This window comes from Kutzneria sp. NPDC051319, assembly GCF_040682195.1.
GTDB lineage: Bacteria > Actinomycetota > Actinomycetes > Mycobacteriales > Pseudonocardiaceae > Kutzneria.
Map to the genome: position 1 here is coordinate 193,122 of NZ_JBFBAM010000001.1, position 20,981 is coordinate 214,102.

General features: G+C 69.3%; 20 protein-coding genes and 1 pseudogene. 10 read left to right on the forward strand and 11 right to left on the reverse strand.

Features of this window, described 5'->3' with window-relative positions; genetic code table 11:
- Positions 1-11: 11 nt before the first annotated feature.
- The 4 genes from AB0M73_RS00910 to AB0M73_RS00925 all read right to left on the reverse strand — a co-directional run bounded on the left by AB0M73_RS00910 (position 12) and on the right by AB0M73_RS00925 (position 5,585).
- A complete protein-coding gene (locus AB0M73_RS00910; RefSeq protein ID WP_363885321.1) occupies positions 12-1,244 on the reverse strand; it encodes a YeeE/YedE family protein in 1,233 nt (410 codons plus the stop codon).
- Positions 1,245-1,258: 14 nt separating this feature from the next.
- Positions 1,259-2,887: a hypothetical protein gene (locus tag AB0M73_RS00915; protein WP_363885322.1), complete on the reverse strand. Its 1,629-nt coding sequence runs from the start codon at positions 2,885-2,887 to the stop codon at positions 1,259-1,261.
- Positions 2,888-2,964: 77 nt separating this feature from the next.
- Positions 2,965-4,791, reverse strand: a complete 1,827-nt coding sequence (locus AB0M73_RS00920; RefSeq protein ID WP_363885323.1) for a hypothetical protein — start codon at positions 4,789-4,791, stop codon at positions 2,965-2,967.
- Positions 4,792-5,129: 338 nt separating this feature from the next.
- Positions 5,130-5,585 carry a MarR family transcriptional regulator gene (locus tag AB0M73_RS00925; RefSeq protein WP_363885325.1) on the reverse strand — a complete coding sequence of 152 codons (456 nt, stop codon included), beginning with the start codon at positions 5,583-5,585 and terminating at the stop codon, positions 5,130-5,132.
- Positions 5,586-5,644: 59 nt separating this feature from the next.
- Between AB0M73_RS00925 and pip the strand changes: the two genes are divergently transcribed.
- The 3 genes from pip to AB0M73_RS00940 are packed head-to-tail and all read left to right on the forward strand — an operon-like array spanning position 5,645 to position 8,411.
- On the forward strand, positions 5,645-6,655 hold the full coding sequence (pip, locus tag AB0M73_RS00930; RefSeq protein ID WP_363885327.1) for a prolyl aminopeptidase: 1,011 nt from the start codon (positions 5,645-5,647) through the stop codon (positions 6,653-6,655).
- Positions 6,656-6,671: 16 nt separating this feature from the next.
- The gene (locus tag AB0M73_RS00935; protein ID WP_043722268.1) at positions 6,672-7,106 is read left to right on the forward strand and encodes a YciI family protein; all 435 of its coding nucleotides are present in this window, start codon (positions 6,672-6,674) and stop codon (positions 7,104-7,106) included.
- Positions 7,107-7,151: 45 nt separating this feature from the next.
- Entirely contained in the window at positions 7,152-8,411 is a 1,260-nt protein-coding gene (locus AB0M73_RS00940) for an RNA polymerase sigma factor (protein WP_363885329.1), read from the forward strand.
- 63 nt (positions 8,412-8,474) lie between these two features.
- On the opposite strand, the gene AB0M73_RS00945 is transcribed toward AB0M73_RS00940, so the two are convergent.
- The 3 genes from AB0M73_RS00945 to AB0M73_RS00955 are packed head-to-tail and all read right to left on the reverse strand — an operon-like array spanning position 8,475 to position 10,743.
- Positions 8,475-8,903: a PPOX class F420-dependent oxidoreductase gene (locus AB0M73_RS00945; RefSeq protein ID WP_363885331.1), complete on the reverse strand. Its 429-nt coding sequence runs from the start codon at positions 8,901-8,903 to the stop codon at positions 8,475-8,477.
- Positions 8,896-9,822, reverse strand: a complete 927-nt coding sequence (locus AB0M73_RS00950) for a sigma-70 family RNA polymerase sigma factor (RefSeq protein WP_363885333.1) — start codon at positions 9,820-9,822, stop codon at positions 8,896-8,898. The genes AB0M73_RS00945 and AB0M73_RS00950 overlap by 8 nt, the downstream gene beginning before the upstream one ends.
- A gap of 30 nt (positions 9,823-9,852) precedes the next feature.
- The gene (locus AB0M73_RS00955) at positions 9,853-10,743 is read right to left on the reverse strand and encodes a hypothetical protein (RefSeq protein WP_363885334.1); all 891 of its coding nucleotides are present in this window, start codon (positions 10,741-10,743) and stop codon (positions 9,853-9,855) included.
- A gap of 279 nt (positions 10,744-11,022) precedes the next feature.
- On the opposite strand from AB0M73_RS00955, the gene AB0M73_RS00960 reads away from it, so the two are divergent.
- On the forward strand, positions 11,023-12,594 hold the full coding sequence (locus tag AB0M73_RS00960) for an NAD(P)/FAD-dependent oxidoreductase (protein ID WP_363885336.1): 1,572 nt from the start codon (positions 11,023-11,025) through the stop codon (positions 12,592-12,594).
- On the opposite strand, the gene AB0M73_RS00965 is transcribed toward AB0M73_RS00960, so the two are convergent.
- Positions 12,576-13,421 (reverse strand): MBL fold metallo-hydrolase, encoded by an 846-nt coding sequence (locus AB0M73_RS00965; protein WP_363885337.1) that lies wholly within the window; start codon positions 13,419-13,421, stop codon positions 12,576-12,578. The genes AB0M73_RS00960 and AB0M73_RS00965 overlap by 19 nt on opposite strands.
- Positions 13,422-13,497: 76 nt before the next feature.
- Between AB0M73_RS00965 and AB0M73_RS00970 the strand changes: the two genes are divergently transcribed.
- Both AB0M73_RS00970 and AB0M73_RS00975 read left to right on the forward strand, forming a co-directional pair.
- A complete protein-coding gene (locus AB0M73_RS00970) occupies positions 13,498-14,322 on the forward strand; it encodes an AraC family transcriptional regulator (RefSeq protein ID WP_363885338.1) in 825 nt (274 codons plus the stop codon).
- A 2-nt stretch (positions 14,323-14,324) separates the two neighbouring features.
- Complete coding sequence (locus AB0M73_RS00975) at positions 14,325-15,266, forward strand: D-2-hydroxyacid dehydrogenase family protein (protein WP_363885671.1); 942 nt, start codon at positions 14,325-14,327, stop codon at positions 15,264-15,266.
- Here the strand turns inward: AB0M73_RS00975 and AB0M73_RS00980 are convergent.
- Entirely contained in the window at positions 15,263-16,408 is a 1,146-nt protein-coding gene (locus tag AB0M73_RS00980) for a hypothetical protein (RefSeq protein WP_363885340.1), read from the reverse strand. The two genes, AB0M73_RS00975 and AB0M73_RS00980, sit on opposite strands and share 4 nt — an antisense overlap.
- A 140-nt stretch (positions 16,409-16,548) precedes the next feature.
- On the opposite strand from AB0M73_RS00980, the gene AB0M73_RS00985 reads away from it, so the two are divergent.
- From AB0M73_RS00985 to AB0M73_RS01000, 4 genes are all read left to right on the forward strand, one after another.
- The gene (locus AB0M73_RS00985) at positions 16,549-17,382 is read left to right on the forward strand and encodes an alpha/beta hydrolase (protein WP_363885342.1); all 834 of its coding nucleotides are present in this window, start codon (positions 16,549-16,551) and stop codon (positions 17,380-17,382) included.
- The gene (locus AB0M73_RS00990; RefSeq protein WP_363885344.1) at positions 17,366-17,953 is read left to right on the forward strand and encodes a TetR/AcrR family transcriptional regulator; all 588 of its coding nucleotides are present in this window, start codon (positions 17,366-17,368) and stop codon (positions 17,951-17,953) included. The genes AB0M73_RS00985 and AB0M73_RS00990 overlap by 17 nt, the downstream gene beginning before the upstream one ends.
- Positions 17,954-18,040: 87 nt before the next feature.
- On the forward strand, positions 18,041-18,430 hold the full coding sequence (locus tag AB0M73_RS00995; RefSeq protein ID WP_363885346.1) for a hypothetical protein: 390 nt from the start codon (positions 18,041-18,043) through the stop codon (positions 18,428-18,430).
- A gap of 84 nt (positions 18,431-18,514) precedes the next feature.
- The gene (locus tag AB0M73_RS01000; RefSeq protein ID WP_363885348.1) at positions 18,515-19,909 is read left to right on the forward strand and encodes a S28 family serine protease; all 1,395 of its coding nucleotides are present in this window, start codon (positions 18,515-18,517) and stop codon (positions 19,907-19,909) included.
- 117 nt (positions 19,910-20,026) lie between these two features.
- Here the strand turns inward: AB0M73_RS01000 and AB0M73_RS01005 are convergent, their stop codons facing one another.
- Together AB0M73_RS01005 and AB0M73_RS01010 are read right to left on the reverse strand one after the other, a co-directional pair.
- On the reverse strand, positions 20,027-20,449 hold the full coding sequence (locus AB0M73_RS01005; RefSeq protein ID WP_363885695.1) for a hypothetical protein: 423 nt from the start codon (positions 20,447-20,449) through the stop codon (positions 20,027-20,029).
- Between the two features lie 25 nt (positions 20,450-20,474).
- Positions 20,475-20,795, reverse strand: a pseudogene (locus AB0M73_RS01010) (SbcC/MukB-like Walker B domain-containing protein); the annotation flags it as partial.
- Positions 20,796-20,981 lie beyond the last annotated feature (186 nt).

The following is a 20,981-nucleotide window of genomic DNA, read 5'->3' on the forward strand; positions in this document are numbered from 1 at the left end:
GGAACTTCCTTTCAGCAGACGGAATCGGTGGGTTTGGGGTTGCCCAGCCCGAACAGTGGGCGCAGGGGCACGCCGACATAGGTGCCGACGATGGCGGCGGCGCCCCAGAGCCAGCCGTGCAGGCTGAACGAGGCGACGCCGGAGAAGTAGGCGCCGATGTTGCAGCCGCCGGCCATACGGGCGCCGAAGCCCATGAGCACGCCGCCGATGACCGCGCCGACGGCCATCTTCCACGGCACGGCGCGGTGCAGGACAAAGGCACCGGCCAGGGCCGAGGCGATCAGGGCCCCGAGCATGATGCCGAAGTCCATCACCGACACGCGGTCGGCCAGCACGGAGGCGTGCAACGCGGCCGCGTTCTTCGGCACCATCCAATAGGGAGTGTTGGAGATGTCGATCCCCATCCAACCAAGGAACTTCGCTCCCCACAAGGCAAAAGCGGCGGTGATTCCCCACGGGCTGCCCGACACGAGCAGCGTCACGGCGTTCAGCACCGCGAGCAGGATCGCGCCCACCCAGAGCGGCCACGCGCCCCGCAGCACCCGCGTCCAGCCCCGAGCCACGGGGGCCGGCTCGATCGGCGGCGGGTTGCGACGCCGTTGCAGCAGAAGGGATCCACCGACAATCGCGCCAATGATCAGGAACGAGAACAGCACGCCGCCGCCGTAACCCAGCGGCGTCTCGGCCAGCGATACCGTCGGGCCGAGCGACTGGAGGTACCCGATCCAGTTGGCGGCGAAGGCACTGCCGATCGAGCCGAGGATGAAGCCGCCCAACGTGTACAGGATCGCCGTCTGCCCGCTGCCGACGGCGAAGAGCGTGCCCGACGCGCAGGAGCCTCCGATCTGCATGCCGATGCCGAAGATGAACGCCCCCAGCGCGACGCCGATGCTCGCCGGCAGGATGATTCCCTTGGGAGCGCCGGAAAGGCCGATGCCGGATTGCAGGATCACCGCGAACAGCGCCACCGCGACGGCCAGCATCAGCATGTGGGCCCGGATGGCCGCACCCTGCCCCACCGCGACGATCTGCCGCCACGCCGAGGTGAAACCGAAGCGGGAGTGGAACAACACCAGGCCCAGCGCCAGCCCCACCACGTACAGCAGGGCCAGCTTCCAGCCGGCCGCGTGGTAGACGGCAAAGCCCAGTATCGCGGCCAGTGCCGTGCCGATGACGATCACGCCGGATCTGGCCGACGGCGCCTCGATCGCCACCACGGGCAGTCGCTCCTCGGCGACGGACATCTTTCCTCCTGAGATCATGACAGCGGGCCCGAGATCGGGACGATGGTGCCGTTGGGAACCCACTGGCCGGGGTAGGCCATCTCCATGCCATCCATGGTGTTGTCCATGGGCATGGCGTCGACCTGGGCCGACGCGTACAGCCGCACCGACGGATCCGACCGCTGGCCCCGGGCGGCCAGCCACTCGTCCAGGCCGCCGATCGAACCGGTCTCGCCGGGGAAGGCGTTGGCCAGTGCGACGGTGTAGGCCAGGGTCTGCGGATCCCGGGGGTCGAAGCGCAGCGGGATCGCCGAGCTGACAACGGATGTGAGCAGGGGAGCGGTCAGCAGCCACGGCGCGAGGTAGATGCCGTTGATGAAGGTGGGCTTCCTGGTCTGCTCCACCGCGACCTTGGACAGTTCATCCGCCGCTGTCGACCAGCCGGAGACGATGACGAGGGCGCTGTTGGGCTGCTCGGTGTCGAACACGGGGATGCCGGCCGCGCGGACGACGGCAGCGGCGGCTTTGGACCGGGCCGAGTCGTCGCCGACGACGGTGATCGCCGCGATCTTCCGGCCGGCCAAGAAGTCCACAAGCTTGTGGACAGCTTCGGCATCGCCTGTGGACAACGCGTCGCTGGGACACGAGGACACGGGCACCCGACTGCCGCCGATGAGGCCGCCCAGGGCGGCGTTCGCGCACTCGGGGTCAACGGTTCGTACGGTGCCCGAGCCGGTGTCCACCGACAGCGTGGATTCCCTGCCGCCAGAGGAGATCTGAAGCGTGCTACGACCCGGCGGCAGGTCGATGTCTGCCCACGCCCCGTTCATCCCGGGCCGGGCAACTGCGCGGACGCCGTTGACCACGGCCTCGCCCGGCAGGTGGACGAGGTTGTGGCCGGGCCGTTGCGGGACAACCAGAACCGGTGCACCGGACGCCGTTCCCAGCAGGGGAACGCCTGGAGTCGGGAGATCCGCTGGCCGTGGAATGGCGCCGAGAGCCGCCCAAGCCAGGTAGGCGACGACCACCAACAGGGCGCCGACGGGGTAGAGACGCCTGACCGGCAACGTGATCGTCAACGCGGTGACGACGATCGGCAACAGGGCCACGGCCAGCAGCGCCAGCCCGAAGCCGGTGTCGTAGAGCCGGCGGTCGAAGCCGACGCCGGACACGGCGATCTGCAACACGCCGGCCAGCGCCAACACGATGGCCAAGGTCAAGGCCAGCGGCCGAAGGCGGCCGGTGGACGGGGCCACGAGCGTCAGCCCGAGCCAAGCCACCACTCCGACGGTGTAGCCGGTGTCGGCGAGGAACTCGATCCCCATGTGGCTCAAGGAGATCTCGGAGATCAGCACCACCAGTAGCCCGAAGCCGAGGTACGCCGGCGGCGAGCGCCAGCGCAGCGTGGCCGGCACCGCGACGGCCAGCAGCAGCTGCCCGATGGCGAAGGCCGGATGGGCGTCCAACCACAGCAAGGAGATCACGTCGGCCACGGCCGTGACGGCGCCGGCGATCCACGCGATGACGAAGGTGCTGCGCGGCAACGACACCACGGTTGGGCGCAGCAAGCCGATGCCGGCGACGGCGGCCGTCGCCAACAACAGCACGATCCTGAGCAGCAGCACGGCAGGGGGCACACCGGTGACGGATGCGTCCATGCCCATGTCGGTCATGTTCAAGGCAGTCCCGCTTAGGTAGGAGCGAGTGGCGTCGCGGTCGGGGCGACGCCACCCGCTCGCCGTTACTTCACGTCCGCGTCAGCGACGACGAACAGCTCCGAGTGCGGCTTCGCGTTGCCGAAGTCGCCGTGCGGCCAGGACTTCCGGTTGAAGTTGATGCCGACCTGCCCCGTGTACTCGTCACGGAAGGCGGTGTCGACGGTCAGCTTGCCGTCCGGGCCGAGGTTCACCATGTTGACCTTGTGGTCGCCGTCGATGCCGGACCGCGCCACGAAGTAGTCCGACACCGCGACCCGGGCCGGGTTGTCGGTCTCGTGGTAGTAGCCGTCCGAGCCGACGGCGAAGTTGTCGTAGGCGCCCCAGTGCGGACCCTGGCCCGGCGTGCCCGGGTTGATCGCCGCCGCGCCGGCCAGCGTCGGGCAGTCCGCGCCGCCGCCGTTCTGCGCCTTGGCGATCGTGTCGATGTTGCAGGTGTAGCCCGCGCCGTCGGACAGCAGCTTGCGAATGTCCAATGTGTACACACCGCCGATGGTGCCGGGGTCGTCGGCCGACAGCGTGCCCTTGGGACGGCCGATCACCGCGTGGTACAGGTAGTGGTCGTCCGGGCTTACCTGCACCCAACCGCCGTTGGTGCCGCCGCCGTTGGCCTCGGTCGCGTTGGGATTGAACGCCTTCGTGGCCGTGCCGTCGTCGAACACCTCACGCCAGTGCGGCTCCGCGGCGGTGATGTCCGGGGTGTAGAAGATCGCGCCACCCTGCATGGTCTGGGCGAACGCGCCCTTGTGCCCCGGCTGGTTGGTCACGGTGTTTTCCATGGCCGCCCGGCTTTCGGCATGCAGCGGGTCGGCCGGGTTGGCCCGGGGGCCGTCCGGCAGGTAGCTGACCGCGCGCAGCCTGGGGTTGTTGCGGTCGGAGATGTCCCAGGTTCGGATGGTCGGCCGGCGCAGGTACGGAGACGGCTGCTTGACCGGGTCCAGGATGATGTTGCGCGGCTCGGCGTAGTCGCTGGTGATCATCGTGTTCAGGTCCTCGCGGGCCTGGATGCCGTGCGGGTTGGCGCAGGTGGCGCTGCCCAGCTGCGGGAGGTTGTCGCACAGCTTGGAATCGTCGCCCTGCGGGGTCGCCGCCGGGGACTGGGACAGCACCTTGCCGCTCTGGTCGAAGTGCACGACCTCGCCCGGGCTGCCGGCGAAGCCGTTGCCGATCACCGACGAGCCGTCGCCGTACAGGTACGGTCCGGGCACCACGGGGCCGCCCATGTAGGTGCCGTAGGCGGTGCCGTCCTTGAGCGTCCAGTAGGCGTCCGGCACCGAGCCACCGAGCGTCTGGCTGGGCAGGCTGATGCCCTTGAGCTTGAGCTGCGGCAACGAGGACACGTCGAACGCGTAGGTGGCCGCCGCGAACAGCGCGCCCGCATAGATGGTGTCGCCCTTGTGCCACACGTACTGCATGTGGTGCGGCTCGTTCTCCACCAGAGGGCCGACGGTCGCCGTGTTGACGACCTTGCCGTAGTCCGGCGAGCCCTTGGTGGCGTCGATGACGGCGAGGAAGTCCGGCCCCGGCAACGCGTTGCGCACCTTGGTCAGCCCGCCGCCGAGCGTGCCCGGCAGGTTCTTGATGTCCGGCACGACGGTGTCGGCGATGTTCTCGTCGCCGGCCCAGACCAGCAGCCATTCCTTGCGGCTGGCGGACTTCGCGGCGTACTGCGGCACCAGGTGGTTGGTGACGGAGTAGTCCTTGCCGTCCGAGCCGGTCACGTGCTCGGTGCTGACCTGCACGTCGGCGTACGCGGACGTGCCCGCGGCCGGGAAGAACGTGGCGGCGGCGGCGACAACCGCGGCCGCCCCGACGATCCTCGCCCGCCGCGGGCCAGGCGGATGAACAGACATGTGTGCTCCCGATTCGTGAAAGAGAAATGCGCGCGACTGACCGACCGGACACCGTTCCGGTGTTCGGGCAAGCGCTTTCAGCGGCTACCGAACATGTCGGTCACCGACGAATATGAGTTGGCCTCAGCGGCCGAGACAGAGGTCGCTGGCCTGCCTCTGCAGGTCGACGTGCCGGCGAATGGTCAGATAGACCCCGCGCATCATGCGCAAGATGATGGTGCTTTTGGAGTAACTTGTCAATGAGTTCCCCAAGGGCGGGAAATGCCCCCAATTGGGTGAGGTGTATTGACGTGTCGGTGTCCGAGGGAAAGTCGACTCCGTTTTGTTAATGGCGGAATTTAGAGCTTGTCGCGGATGCGATCCCGGAGTGCCTTGCGCTGCAAGGCTTCCAGTGCGGCGATGACCACTTCGGACAGTGGGTGTGGCAGCTCCGCGTCCAGCTCGCGCCCGGCGGCCTCGGTGGCCTCCCAGGCCTGTTCGAGCTTGGGCAGCAGTGTGCGGGCCTGTGGCGTCAGATCGACAATCCGTTGGCGCGCATCGGTTCCCGGCGACAGGGAGACGAGTCCCTTGCGCTCCATGGCGGCGACGGTCTGGCTGGCGGCGGAGTGGGTGACCTCGACGACCTCGGCCAGCGAGCGGATGGAGCTGGGTCCCAGTGCGGCGAGGGTGCGCAGGAACGGGGCGTAGCGCGGGCGGAAGCCGGTGAGCCCGAGCTCCTCCTCGACGACGGCCACGTCGCCGTCCAGCAGCTCGAGTAGGTGGCGCAGTCGTGTGCCCAGTCCCGGTCCTGTCACCACGGCAATATAACAGTGCTAATGTAACAGTGCTGTTGTATCTGGCCAAAGGGGGATCCATGCGCGACATCTACCCGGAGATCGAGCCCTACGACCACGGCCGGCTCGATGTCGGCGACGGCAACCACATGTATTGGGAGACCTGCGGCAACCCGGCCGGCAAGCCGGTGCTGTCGGTGCACGGCGGCCCCGGCAGCGGCTGCGGGCCGGGCTCGCGCCGGTACTTCGACCCCGACCGCTACCGGATCGTGCTGTTCGACCAGCGCAACTGCGGCCGCAGCCTGCCCAGCGCCGCCGACCCGGCGGTAGACCTGTCGGCCAACACCGCCAGCCACCTCGTCGCCGACATGGAACTGCTGCGCGAGCACCTCGGCATCGACCGCTGGATGCTGTTCGGCGGCTCCTGGGGCTGTGTGCTCAGCCTCGTCTACGCCGAGCGGCACCCCGGCCGCGTGACCGAGCTGGTGCAGATGGGCCTGGCCACGGGCCGTAAGGACGACGTCGACCTGCTGACCCGCGGCCTCGGCGGCATCTTCCCGCAGGCTTACGAGAAGTTCGTGGCGCTGCTGCCCGAGGACGAGCGCGACAACGCCCCGGCCGGCTACTCGAAGCTGCTCAACGATCCCGACCACGCGGTCCGGGACCGGGCCATGCGGGCGTGGTGCGACTGGGAGGACGCGATGCTGCCCTACGCCCCGGCCCGCGCCATGTACGAGCACGACGAGAAGTTCGCCTACGCCTTCACTCGGCTGGTCACGCACTACTGGAGCCAGGACCACTTCATCGACCCGGACGAGGTGCTGGCCAACGCCCACCGCCTGGCCGATATCCCGACCGTCTTCGTCCAGGGCGTCCTGGACCTGGGCAACCTCGTCGGCACGCCCTGGCTGCTGGCCCAGGCGCTGCCGCACGCCGAGCTCGTGATGGTGCCCGACGAGGGCCATAGCGTGAGGTCGGAGGGCATGCGCGACGCCCTGGTCACGGCCACCGACAAGTTCGCGGAAAAAACTTCTGGCAGGGTGTCGATCGAGCCGACGGCCGATCGACGCGTAGGTGAGAAGGCACCCTGAACATGAGGAGACAGCGATGCGTTTCATGGTGATCGTCAAGGCCACCGAGTCGAGCGAGGCCGGCGTGCTGCCCACGCCCGACGAGTTCGAGGCCATGGGCAAGTTCAACGAGGAGCTGGTCGACGCCGGTGTGCTGCTGGGCGCCGACGGCCTGCAGTCCAGCGCCAAGGGCGCCCGGATCTACTTCGACGGCGACAAGAAGACGGTGGTGGACGGGCCGTTCACCGAGGCCAAGGAGCTGATCGCCGGCTACTGGCTGATCGAGGCCAAGTCGCTGGCCGAGTGCGTCGAACGGTTCAAGCGCTGCCCCAACCCGGCCCCCGGCGTGCAGACCAACATCGAGATCCGCCAGGTCTTCACGGCCGAGGACTTCGGCGAGAACTTCACCCCGGAGCGCCAGGCGGCGGTCGAGGCCCTGCGGGAGCGCGCCGCGGCCCAGCACGACAACTGACGGATTCGCTTGCGGTCGACACGCGCGGTGGGGTAGACGGGGTTCGTGCCCACGGATACCCACCGCGCGATCGACGCTGTCTGGCGGATCGAGGCGCCCCGGCTGATCGCCGGCCTGACCAGGCTCGTCCGCGATATCGGCACGGCCGAGGAGCTGGCCCAGGACGCGCTGGTGGCGGCCCTGGAGCAGTGGCCGAACGAGGGCGTGCCGAAGAATCCGGGCGCCTGGCTGATGACCACGGCCAAGCGCCGGGCGATCGACCAGATCCGGCGCAACGAGACGTTCAAACGCAAGGTCGAGGAGGTCGGCCGCGACCTGGAGGAGTCGACCCCGGACATCGGCACGATGGTCGCCGAGGACGACGGCATCGGTGACGACCTGCTGCGGCTGGTTTTTGTGTCCTGCCACCCCGTGCTGTCCACCGAGGCCCGGGCCGCGCTGACCCTGCGGTTGCTCGGTGGCCTCACCACCGACGAGATCGCCCGGGCCTTCCTGGTGCCGGAATCGACTGTGGCACAACGGATCGTGCGGGCGAAGAAGACCTTGGCCAAGGCCGATGTGCCCTTCGAGGTGCCGCAGGGCGAGGAGCTGGCGGCCCGGCTCTCCTCCGTGCTCGAAGTCGTCTACTTGATCTTCAACGAGGGCTATTCGGCCACCGCCGGCGACGACTGGATGCGGCCGGGGCTGTGTGAGGATGCGTTGCGGCTAGGGCGAATCCTGGCCCGGTTGGCCCCGCGCGAGCCCGAGGTGCACGGCCTGGTGGCGTTGATGGAGATCCAGGCCTCCCGCGCCGCCGCCCGCACCGGGCCCGGCGGTGAGCCAATCCTGCTGGCCGACCAGAACCGGGGTCGCTGGGACCAGCTGCTGATCCGCCGTGGGCTGGCCGCGTTGGAGCAGGCCGACGCCCTCATCGACGACAAGCCCGGCGCCTACGTGCTCCAGGCCGCCATCGCCGCGTGCCACGCCCAGGCCCGGCGTTTCGAGGACACCGACTGGGAACGCATTTCCTGGCTGTACGAGCGGCTGGCCGAGGCCATGCCCTCGCCCGTGGTCGAGCTGAACCGGGCGGTGGCGCTGTCCATGGCCTTCGGGCCCGGGACCGGGCTCGCGCTGCTGGACCAGCTGATGGAGATCCCGGCGATGCAGAATTACCACCTGCTGCCCAGCGTGCGCGGCGACTTCCTGGCCAAGCTCGGTCGTCTGCCCGAGGCCCGCGCCGAGTTCGAGCGGGCCGCCTCCCTCACCCGCAACGAACGCGAACGCACCCTGCTGCTGGACCGCGCCGCCGCCTGCGGACCGGCCTGACGCAGGGAAGGACGCCTTACCCTCGTTCAACGCGGGTAAGGCGTCCTTCCCTGCATAACGGGGTCACCCGGCCACCCGGTCCTGGGCGATGACGTGGTTGGCCTTGACCCGCACCAGGACGTTGCCGGCGCGGGCGCTGTACTCGACGAACTGGGCGGCCTGCTCGGCCGGCAGGTAGCGCTCGGCGATGAGCGTCGCGCAGCGGCGCAGCTCGGCCGGGTCGTCGGAGAGCTCGGCGGTGCCCTCGACCGACACGAAGGCGTACGGCGGCTGGTCGTCGTCGACCACCACCGACACCTGGGGGTTGGCCCGCATGGCCTTGCCCTTCACGCTGTCGGCCCCGGTGAACATCACCACGTCCTCGCCGTCGAGGGCGTACCAGATGGGCACGGCGTGCGGCCGGCCCGAGGCCCGCAGCGTCACCAGCACGGCGGTGCGAGTGCCCTCGGACAGGAATTCCTGTTGGCGCGCAACGGTCATCGGCTCAGGCATCGTCACCCAACTCCTTCGGCAGGCCAAGGTCGTCGAACATCCGGGCGTCGAACACGTGGATCTGGGTCACCAGGCCGTCGACCACCCGGAACACGTCCAGCCTGTGCGGGCGGAAGCCGACTTCGCCGGGCCGGCGCAGGTAGCTGGCGGCGGCCGGCGTGCGGTTGACGGAGGTGGGCAGCAGCCGCCACTCGCCCATGCCGTCGGGGCCGAACGCGAGGTCGAACAGCGGCTTCATGGAGGCGACGCCGAGGTAGGTCATCGGCGCGGGCGGCATGGAGATGCGGATGTCGTCGCGCACCAGCCGGATGAAGTGGTCGATGTCGGCGTGTTCGTGCGCCTCGATCATGCCCGTGAGCAGGGCCTGCTCGTCGCCGCTCGGCCTGGACGGCGTCCACTGGGTGCTGCGTAGCGTCGCGCGGGCCCGTTGCAGGGCGCTGTTGGCCGCCGGCACGGTCAGGTCGAGCAGGCCGGCCGTCTCGGCGGCCGACCAGTCGAGCACGTCACGCAGGATGAGCACAGCGCGTTGCCGTGCCGGCAGCAGCTGGATCGCGGCCAGGTAGGCCAACTCGATCGTCTCGCGCTCGACCACGATCCGGTCCGGCGACAGCTCGTCGAGCAGCGTGTCAGGGTAGGGCTGGAGGTACGGCGCGCGGCGCTTGCGGCTGCGGATGGCGTCGAGGCAGGCGTTGGTGGCGATCTTGTACAGCCACGCCCGCACGCCGTCGTCGCGCAGGTCGTCGCGGGCCCGCCAGGCCCGCAGGAAGGTCTCCTGCACCAGGTCGTCGGCGTCCTCGAAGGAGCCGAGCATCCGGTAGCAGTGCACGTGGAGCTCGCGGCGGTGCCGCGCGGTGAGCTCGGTGAAGTCGTCCTGGTCCACTGGCTCCGCAGCATGGCACGGGTCGTGTAGCGCTGTCATGCGAACTACAACGACGGCCAGGAGCAGAACTCATCGGTCCCACTCCCATTCGATCCGGTAGGCCCCGGCCGGCTGGTCCAACCACACCGCCCGGACGGTGCGGCGGTCGTCGATGAACAACTCGGTGGCGACGCCGCGACCGCCGTCGGTCGGTTCCGAGCTGGACCGGAAGTGTCTCGGAACCGCTTCCGGATGAAAGGTGATCTCCAGAACGTACTGCCGGATCGGGGCCGCGAATCGCCGTTCGCACATCACCGCCCTGTTACCGCCGGGTACGAATTCCAGGCCGTATTCCACAACGGTTCGCTCACCCTTGCGCAGGTTCTGGTCGAACCACAGTTCGGCGGCCATCAGATGCGACTCGCGGTCGACGCCGACCCGGCCCAGCCGCACGCCGGCCACCGGCACCACCGTGGGCAGCCGGGCGCAGCGGGTGTCGTCCCTGTAGACGGCGATCATGTGTCGGGCCTTCTCGGTCACGGCCTCCAGCACGGCGATGACCCGGCAGTAGTTCTCGCCGCCGCGCTGATCCATCGCGTAGCGCTCGTGGTAGCTGATCGCTCTTCGGTGCTCGGCCGGCCGCTGGACCTGCGACATCAGCTGGTCGACGGCCTGGCCGAAGTGGCCCCAGAGCTCGCCCGACGGCACCATCCGCTGGCGGTTGCGGCCCCGTCTGACCCGGTCGCCCAGCAGCTCACGCAGCGAGCCCGGCGGCACGCAGAGGATCTCCTCCAGCGCCTTGAGCGCGGCCAGCGACTCCGGACGCTCGGGTCTGCTCCGGCCTCTGGACCAGTAGCTGAGCGTGGCGGTGCTCAGCGCGAATCCCCGCTCGGCGAGTCGGTGGACGATACGGTCCAGGGTCAACCCGCTGGCGGTGATCGCACCGAGCAGGGCGGGCGCGAAGTCGCGGCGTTGCGTCATCGCCGCCGATTGTGACGGAAGAATTCCCGGGGTACCACCCTTCTTTTGGCGCTTGCCGACATCGCGTTAACACTTAAGTTTCGCGCCTTGTGGATGTGAGGCGAAATCGTATTCACTCGGGGTTCGCCCGCGCCGGACCACTCCCTGCATGGCCCGGCGCGGCGACCCTACGTCCCAGTTTGGACCGATTCCAGGAAGGCCGGCCGTCACTGCCGCGTCACGAAAACGGCACGCAATCACCTGTTGTCCCGGCCGGCCGGCGGCGGTCATGCTTCGGGGATGGTGGGATACGACGCGGTCGTCGTCGGCAGCGGCCACAACGCGCTGGTGGCCGCCGCGTACCTGGCGCGGGCCGGCTGGGGCGTGCTGGTCCTTGAGGGCAACGACCGGCCCGGCGGCCTGGTCCGCACCGACCCGTTGACCTTGCCCGGCTTCGTGCACGACAACTTCTCGGCGGCGCACCCGCTGTTCGTCGCGGGCCCGGCGTACGCGGATCTCCGGTCCGAACTGGACATCGAGTACCTCAACACGCGATACCCCACCGGGGTGTCGTTGCCCGACGGCCGCAGCTCGGTGGTGTCCACCGATCTCGACGAGAACATCGTCGAGGCCAACCGGCTCGCGCCCGGTGACGGCGACGCGATGGCGGAGATCTTCAAGGAGTTCGGGCCGGCCATGGAGACGGTGTTCGCGCTGTGCTCGGCCGACCTGACCGCGCCCAGTTCGGCTGCGGCGATCCAGGACCTGATGCACACCGCCGACGGCGGTTTCTCCGATTTCGCGCACATGTTCACGCTGAGCGCGCGGGCCCTGCTGGAGCAGCGGTTCCGCTCGCCCGTGTTGCGGGCAATGCTCGCGCCGTGGGCCACACACCTGGGCCGGGCCGTCGACGACGCCAACAGCGCCACCTGGACCGTGCTCGTGCTGGCCGCGCTGACCATGGTCGGCATGCCCATTCCCCGTGGTGGCAGCGAAGAGCTGGTCAAGGGCCTGGTCAAGATCGTCGAGCGCAACGGCGGCGAGGTCCGCTGTGGACAGTGGGTGAAACACGTTCTGGTCGAGGGCGGGCATGCCGTCGGTGTGCGCACCGCCGACGGCGACGTGATCCACGCGCGCCGGGCCGTGATCGCCTCGGTCAACCCGGACCAGCTCTACCTGCGGCTGCTCGACCACGAGCACGGTGCCACCCCGCCCGCGATTCGCAAGCAGGCCAAGGACTATCGCTACGGTCTCGGCGCGGTGCAGGTTCATCTCGCGCTGTCCGAGCCGGCCCGGTTCCACGACGAGCGGCTCATGCACGTCGGCCAGCCGCACCTGACCGGCGGCCTGAACGCGATCTCCCGTGCCACCAACGAGGCCCTGCGCGGTTTACTGCCCGTCGAGCCGACGATCTCGTGGGACACCCCGTCCACTTTGGACGCGTCCCGCTGCCCGCCCGGCCGAGCCGTGGCCCGGCTGCAAATGCTTGAGGTGCCGGCGATCGTGCACGGCGACGCCGCCGGCACGATCCCCGTCGGCGAGCACGGCTGGACCGAGGACGTCAAGAACGCCTTCGCCGACCGGGTCGTCGACGAGGCCGCCCGGCATGTGCCCGGGCTCAAGGACATCATCCTCGACCGGCACGTGATCAGCCCGCGCGAGCTCGCCGCGTTCAACCCCAACTGCGGTCCCGGCGATCCCTTCGGCGGCAGCCACGACCTGGCCCAGAGCTACGTGTTCAGCCCGCTGCCCGGCCAGCCCAGCCACCGCACCGTGGTGCCCAACCTGTACATGCTCGGCGCCGCCACCTGGCCCGGTCACGGCATCAACGGCGGCTCCGGCTACATCGTGGCTCAGGAGCTGATGGACTGAAAGCCGGCCCAGCCGGCGACGGCGAACCCGATGCCGTCGTGGGCCACCTCGACCGCCCCGTGCCCGCCGAAATGAGCCGGCACGACCAGTTCCCGCTCGTCGGCGGCTCGGCCGAGAACACGCAGCCGGGTGGCCTGCGCCTGATTCGGGTCGAGGCAGAAGGTGCTGTTGCACAACGGATCTGTCACCTGGTACGGGCTGTGCAGCACGTCGCCGACGAACACCGCCCGGTCGGTCCCGGACCGCAACCGCAGCACCGCCGACCCTGGTGTGTGCCCGGGCGCGGCCTCCAGTTCGAGATTGTCGTCGATGCGGAAACCGTTCTCCCACAACGTGACCAGGTCTATGACCGGGGCGACGCTGTCGTCGTGCACCTCGGTGCCCTTGAAATGCTCGTGGTCGGCGCGGTGGATCAGGTAGGTGGCGTTGGGGAACGTGGGTTCCCACTCGCCGCCGACGTCATGTGTGTTCCAGCCAACGTGATCGGCGTGCACGTGCGTGTTGACCACGACATCCACATCGGACGGATCGACGACGGCGCTCAGCCGTTCGAGGAAATCCGTGTGCCAGCCGGCAAAAACCGGGTTGGTGCGCACGCGGTCGTTGCCGACACCGGTGTCGACCAGGATGGTGCGGCCGGCGCTGCGCAGCACCCAGGTCTGGGCCGCGGCGATCATGCCGCCGGTCGCCGGGTCGTGGTGGTCGGGGACCAGCCAAGACGGCGCCGGGTCCGGCACACCCGGCACGAATGTGCGCAGCGGCCCGAACTCACCGTGCCGCTCGATGACCCGCGTGATCTCGACCTCGCCCAAGGTGATGGTGTCCATGGGTTCAAGTCTGCGGCTCATGGCTGAGCGTTTGAATGCTTGTAAGCATCGGTTCCATGCTTGATACGCTCAGCCCATGGACGTGCTGAGCGATGTCGTCGCCGTGCTGCGGACCGGGCGGCCGTCGTCCAACCGCACTTCGGTGGACGTCCGCTGGCAGGTGCCGTTCGAGGCCTACGACGGCGCCGGCTTCCACATCCTGCTGCGTGGCAACTGCTCGCTGCTCGGCGACTTCGACGAACCAATCAGGCTCGGCGTCGGCGATGTCGTGCTGTTGCCGCACGGCGCCGCGCATGCGCTGGCCGGCGACGGAACCGAGCTGCTGTGCGGCAAGTACCGGCTCGACCGGTCGCGGGCGCATCCCCTGCTCGGTGACCTGCCCGAGATCATCCACCTGCCCGCGACCGTCGGCCGCCACCCCGAGTTGCGCGCGGCCATCGACCTGCTCGGCGCCGAGGTCGAGGCCGACCGCTCGGGGCGTGACGCCGTCGTGTCCGGCCTGCTCGATCTGTTGCTGGTGTACATGCTTCGGGCCTGGCTCGACGACAATCCCGGCGTCGGCTGGTCGGCCGCGCTGGCCGACCCGGCAGTGGCCGGGGCGTTGCACGCCATCCACGACGATCCGGCGCGGCCGTGGACCGTGCCCGAACTGGCCGCTCTGGTCGGGCAGTCCCGGGCCACCCTGGCCCGGCGGTTCGCCGCGCTGGTCGGCCAGCCGCCGATGGCCTACCTGACGTGGTGGCGGATGACCAGCGCCGCCCGTCTGCTCCGCGACTCCGACGCGCCGTTGTCGGCCATCGCCCGCCAGGTCGGCTACGAATCGCCGTTCGCCTTCTCTCACGCGTTCAAGCGGCTGTTCGGCCAGTCGCCTAACCAGTACCGGCTTTCGGAGGTCTTGTGATGCTGCGCTGCGCCGTGCTCGACGACTACCAGGACGCGGCCTCGGCCATCGCCGACTGGAGCCGGGTCGACCTCACCGTCTTCCGTGAGCACATGGACACCGAGGACGAGGTCGCGGCGGCGCTGGCCGACTTCGACGTGGTGGTGATCATGCGTGAGCGCACACCGTTCCCGGCTTCGCTGCTGGCTCGGCTGCCTCGGCTCAAGCTGCTGATCACGTCCGGCATGCGCAACGCGTCGGTCGACATCGCGGCGGCCAAGGCCCAGGGGATCACGGTGTGCGGCACGGCCAGCCGATCCGAACCGCCGGTTGAGCTGACCTGGGCGTTGATCCTTGGCTTGGCTCGTCACCTCGTGCCCGAGAACGCGGCTTTCCGGGCCGGCGGGGCCTGGCAGAGCACCATCGGCGCCGACCTGGCCGGGGCCACGCTCGGCCTGCTCGGACTGGGCAAGATCGGGACCAGGGTGGCGGCCATTGCCCGGGCGTTCGGCATGGAAGTGCTGGCGTGGAGCCAGAATCTCACGGCCGAGCGGGCCGAGGCGGCCGGTGCCACGCTAGCGTCGAGCAAGGACGAACTGCTGGCGGGAAGCGACATCGTGTCCATCCACCTGGCGCTCGGCGACCGCACCCGTGGTCTGGTCGACGTCGCCGCGCTGGCTCGCATGAAGCCGTCCGCCGTGCTGGTCAACACCTCGCGAGCGGCGATCGTGGACACCGAAGCCATGATCGCCGCCTTGCGCGCCGGGCGGCTGGCCGGGGCCGGGCTCGACGTGTTCGACCTCGAGCCGCTGCCGGCCGACCATCCACTTCGGACACTGCCGACCGTGCTGGCCACGCCCCACCTCGGCTACGTCACCCGCGGCAACTACACCCGTTACTTCACCGAGGCCGTCGAGGACATCGACGCCTTCGTGGCGGGGGAGCCGGTGCGGGTGCTGTCCTAACGCAGCCGCGGCCGGAAGCTGTCGAACAGCATCAGGATGTGCTGCGAGTTCACGTCGGCCGCCTCGAACAGGGCCGCGACCCGGTCCGGCACCGGCCGGAACGGGTCGTTCTCCCTGGTCGGCGGCAGGCCCTCGGCGTCACCGAGCAGCGACTCCGGCGTGGCCATCGTGGTCAGCTTGTAGTAGCGCCAGCGCGGGGCGGTCGAGTCGGCCACCACCACCTCGCGGCCGTTGCGAATGATCACGCTGGCCCGCTTGTCGTTGTACGCCATGGTCACGCACTGCTCGCCGACCAGCGTCGCGATGCGGGCGGCCGCCCGGCGCGGGTTGCGGAACGTGCCCTTGGACACCCAGACCCCGTCGATCAGCTCCACATCGAGGCCCGCGCTCTCGAACGCCGCCCGCAGCTCCGCGTGCGGGTCGTCGGCCGAGTCCACCGCCAGTTCGATCACCCAGTCCACGTCCGTGCGGGTGGCGACCCGGGCGTAGGGCTGGTCCGGGTGGTACAGGTAGCGCTCGGCCTGCTCCGCGTCGGCGAAGGCCGCGACCTCGGCCGCCTTGTCCCACGCCGACTTCGCGATCGCGTCGTTCGGGGCGCTGCCGAACAGATCGGCCTCTTGGGTCAGCAGGGCCAGGCACACCGCGATCAGCGAGCTGAGGTACGACTCCAGCTGGCCCGGAGCGCTCTCGCCGTCCCGCAACGGGAGCGTCGACACGACGTCCCGCAGTTCCGGCCGCCACTCCTCGCCCGACTCCCACACGCCGGCCGCGAGCAGGTCGAGGTAGAGGCGAGCGACCGTCATACGCAGTTCGGGCCAGGGCTGCGGCTCGCTCGTGACGGCGGCGTGCATGGCCCGCAAGCGATTGCGCCACAGGTGGCGCTGATTGGGCGGGATCACCGGCGCGCTGGCCGGTTCCGACGGCAGGACCATGTCCGTGAGCGGCGGGCCGATGGTGCGGGCGACCGCCGCGCGCCACTCGTCCCAGGTGCTCGTGGGGGTGCGGGGCGTCTGCTTGGTCTCGGCCAGCAGGTGGTTCAGATCGCTCGCGAACCGCTGGGACAACGTCTGATCGGCGTATACCTCGGCCATCGCCAGGTGGCGGGCCAGCCTCGGCTGTGGTGGTTCGGTCCCGGTCTCCACGGCGCCCCCTCGGGTGATCGGTGTGTGGTGTCAAACCTACGCAATGCGGCTCAGGGATAGGCCCGATGTGACCAGGGGTCCTGCTCACACCGGTCACAAGGCTCTGGACGTTACATACGTACAGCCTGTATGTTTCTGGCATGGAGATCGAGCTCAGTGCCAGCCGCCTCCGCTACCAGGAGTTCGGCGAGGGCCCGCCCGTCGTTTTCGTGCACGGCCTGCTGGTCAACGGCGACCTGTGGCGCAAGGTCGTGCCCGTCGTCGCCGGCGCCGGATACCGGTGCATCGTCCCGGACTGGCCGCTCGGCGCCCATTCCGTCCCCGTGCCGGACGCCGACCTCACGCCGCCGGGCCTGGCCGCCATGGTCGCCGAGTTCCTGGAGGCCCTCGACCTTTCCGATGTCACCTTGGTCGCCAACGATACCGGTGGGGCCATCACCCAGTTGGTGATGGCCGACCACTCCGCGCGGGTCGGGCGCGTGGTGCTGACCCCGTGCGACTGCTTCGAGGCCTTCTTCCCCTCGGTGTTCGCCCCGCTGCCCCGGCTGGCGCGCATCCCCGGCGCGATATGGCTGTTGGTGCAGTCTCTGCGACTGCGGGCCACGCATCGGCTGCCCATCGCGCTCGGGTGGGCGACCAAGCGGCACCCGCCGGCCGACATCGTCGACTCGTACCTGCTGCCCACCCGTCGTGACCCCTTGATTCGCGACGACCTGCGCCGGTTCGTGTCCTCCGTGCACAACTCGCACACGTTGGCCGCCGCCGAGCGGCTTGGCGGTTTTACCAAGCCCGTGCTGTTGGCCTGGGCCCGTGAGGACCGGCTGTTCCCCGTCTCCCTGGCCACTCGCCTGGCCGCCGTGTTGCCCGACGCCCGGCTCGAGTTGATCGACGACAGCTACTCGTTCGTGCCCGAGGACCAGCCGCAGGCCCTCGGCCGGCTCGTGGTGAACTTTCTCGGTGCCACCACGCCGTAGCCAGGAGGAACGCACCCGTTCCACCCGGTCCGCCCTGACCACCGCCGCCCGGGGCCTGTTCACCGAGCGGGGCTACGCCGCCGTGTCCACCGACGAGATCGTGCGGGCCGCCGGCGTCACCCGGGGGGCGCTGTATCACCACTACACCGACAAGCAGGCCCTGTTCCGGGACGTCTTCGAGCAGATCGAGGGCGAGATCAACGACGAGATCGCCACCGTCTTCGCCGACGAGACCGACCACCTCGCCGCCATGGCCGCCGGCGTCGACCGCTTCCTCGACATCTGCCAGCGCCCCGACGTCCTGCACATCGGCCTCACCGACGCCCCCGCCGTGCTCGGCTGGGCCACCTGGCGGGAGATCGAGGCCCGGCACGGCCTCGGCATCATCACCGACCTGCTCACCGGCGCCGTCGCCGCCGGCCTCATCCCCGCCCCCGCCTCCGTTCCCGCCCTCTCCCAGCTCGTGCTCAGCGCCGTCATCGAGTCCGCCCTCATGATCGCCAACGGCGCTTCACGCGCTGCCGTCCAGCAGGCCCTCATGAGCCTGCTGCTCGGGCTGGTCACGAAGTAGGTTGGCGGCGGCGATTCCATGCGGGCGCTTCACCCCGGCATGGGATGCTCTTGGCGGCTTGCGCACCGGCACGGAGAGGCGAGACGAGTGACCACCTGGACCGACGTGATCAACTATGTCCGGACCCGGCACGAGGTGCTGGAGGACACGGGCTCGTGGCTGCGGTTCCGGCTGGAGTGCGAGGGCGACCGCACGCAGCAGGTGGCCGTGCACCACATCGACCTCGACGGCGCCGAGTGGCTGGAGATCTCCTCGCCCGTCGGACGGGCCGACGCCATCGACCTGCGCCGGCTGTTGGAACTGGCCGGCGAGTCCACCATCGGCGGCGCGGCCGTCGTCGACGGCGTGGCCCTGCTCAAGTACGCCGCCCCCCTCGAAGACCTCAGCGTCCTCGACGAGTTCGCCCGTCCCCTCGAACTCCTCGTCGCCCGCGCCGACACCCTGGAGCAGGAGCTCACGCAGTCCGACGAGTTCTGATTCCTTTCTGTCCCTTTGGCCGGTTGACGGCCCGTCCGCGAAACGTGTGTAGTCGTCGGACGGGTTCGAATACTGGAGGGACGCATGCGGAGACTGCTGTCGATTTCCCTGTTATCGCTGGCCATGGTGGCGCCACTCGCGCCTACGGCACAGGCGGCCGAGCCGGTCGACATCAAGGTGGCGTTACAGGGAATTCCAGGTCTGACGATCGTCAAGGAGGATCCGGCGCCCGCCGGATTCCGGTTCTTCGAGCTGACATTCACGCAACCGGCCGACCACCGCCATCCTTCGGCCGGCACGTTCCAGCAGCGCTTCACCCTGCTCCACCGGGACTTCTCGGCGCCCACCATGGCCTTCACCAGCGGCTACAACGTCTCGACCGCGCCCAACCGCTCCGAGCCGACACAAATTGTCAACGGCAATCAGCTCTCCATGGAGTACCGCTACTTCACCCCTTCTCGGCCCGAGCCGGAGAACTGGTCGCAGCAACTGACCATCTGGCAGGCCGCCGCCGACGAACACGACGCCGTCCAGGCGTTCAAGGCGATCTATCCCGGCAAGTGGTTGGCCACCGGTGGCAGCAAAGGCGGCATGACCGCTACCTACTATCGTCGGTTCTTTCCGTCCGATGTCGACGCCACCATTCCTTACGTCGCGCCCAACGAGGTCGTGCGGGACGGCAGTTTCAACCGTTTCCTCGCCCGCGTCGGCACCGATCCGGCCTGCCGCGACAGCCTCAAGGCCCTCCAGCGTGACGCCCTCACGCGCCGCTCCGAGCTCGGCGCCCTCGCCGCCGCCGACTCGGCCAAGAAGGGCTACACCTACACCTCCGTCGGCTCCCTCGACGCCGGCCTCGAGTTCTCGGTGATCGACTCCTACTTCGCCTTCTGGCAGTACCAGACCCAGGCCGACTGCGCCACCGTCCCCACGCCCGGCGCCCCCGCCGCCCAGCTCTACGCCTGGTTCGAGAAGGTCGACAGCCTCACCGGCTACGCAGACCAGGAGCTCTTCGGCTTCGTCCCGTACTACTACCAGGCCGCCGTCCAGCTCAACGCCCCCGAGACCTACGACAGCTACCTCCGGGACCTGCTCCGCTACCCCGGCCAGGACCAGCCCCGCACCTTCGTCCCCCGCTCCGTCAAGATCCCGCCCTTCCAGCCCTTCGCCATGGCCGACATCGACCTCTGGGTCAAGACCCACGCCTCCCAGTTCCTCTTCATCTACGGTGCCAACGACCCTTGGGGCGCCATGCCCTTCGCCCTCGGCCCCGGCAGCCGCGACTCCTACCGCTACTTCGTTCCCGGCGGCAACCACGGCTCCCGCATCTCCCAGCTCCCCGCCGCCCAGTCCGCCGCCGCAACGGCCGCCATACGCCGTTGGGCCGGCCTTCCCGCCACCGCCTCGTTCCAGCCCCACGCCACCGCAGGCTTCCCCCTCTTCGACGCCGACCTCTCCCAGCTCGACCACCCCCGCCTCTGACGGCGTCGCCTCCCCGGCCCGGCCTCTTTCCGGCCGGGGAGGCTCGGTTCACCCAGCCAGCGCCGCCACCACCGCCTCACGCGCCCGCGCCGACCAGGACGATGTCGAACACGCTGATCAATCCGTGCTTTCGTTCCCGCGGCGCCGTTCCGCGTACCACCGCTCCATATACGCGCGTCCCGCCTCGACCATCTTCCGCTCGGTCGCCGGATCCCGCCGCCACGCAGCCGCTGCCTCCACCCCGCGTTCGACGATGAACCCCACCTCGTGGTCGATGTCCCAGCTGCTGATCTCCGTGCCGTCCAGGTACGCCGCCCACGACCCGCCGCCATGGCCCTCGCCCACGCCGCCGAACCCCAGCAGCGCCTGCCACTGCCCCCGATCCGCGTTGATCTCCACCCAGGCCGCCACTCCGTCGAGCACGCCCTCGTAGATCAGCTGCACCGCGCCCATCCCGCCTCGACTCTCCCTGACCAGCTCGAATCCGGCCGAGTCCAGGTGCTCGATCAGCACGCTGACCGACTCGGGTTGGTACGCCATCTGTGTCCTTCCGGTCATGAGTCTGGATCAGGTCTGGGCCATTCCACACGAAGCGAGCTGTGGTGACCATGTTGTCACCGCCACCGGTGATCAGATGATGGATCGCGATGCCGTCGAGCTCCGCGTACGTGCACCGCGCGTGCGGCCGAGGTCAGCATGAGTTCGAAGTCCTAGGCGGACAGCAGCCCGACACCTGCCCGCGGTTGTTGCTGTCGACGCCGACGAAGACCTCGTCGAGCAGGATGACGCGCGGCACCGTCGGGTAGTGGGCTGCGAACAGTGGCAGATGCAGCGCGATGGCCTTTTCGTCGCCGGACAACGCGCCTTGCAGCTCCCGGGTGAGCAACACCGAGCCGAGCCGATACAGGCGACGAACACGGTTGTCGACCTGCTCTGCGTCTTGCGGATTCCTTCGGGGACGTACAGCGAGGATCGTAAGCCAGCAGCAGGTCGCTGCCGCCGACGATGGATGCTGACGACTTCGTGATACGCAGGGTGTCGTGATGCGCGATGATGCTCTTGTGACGCGCTG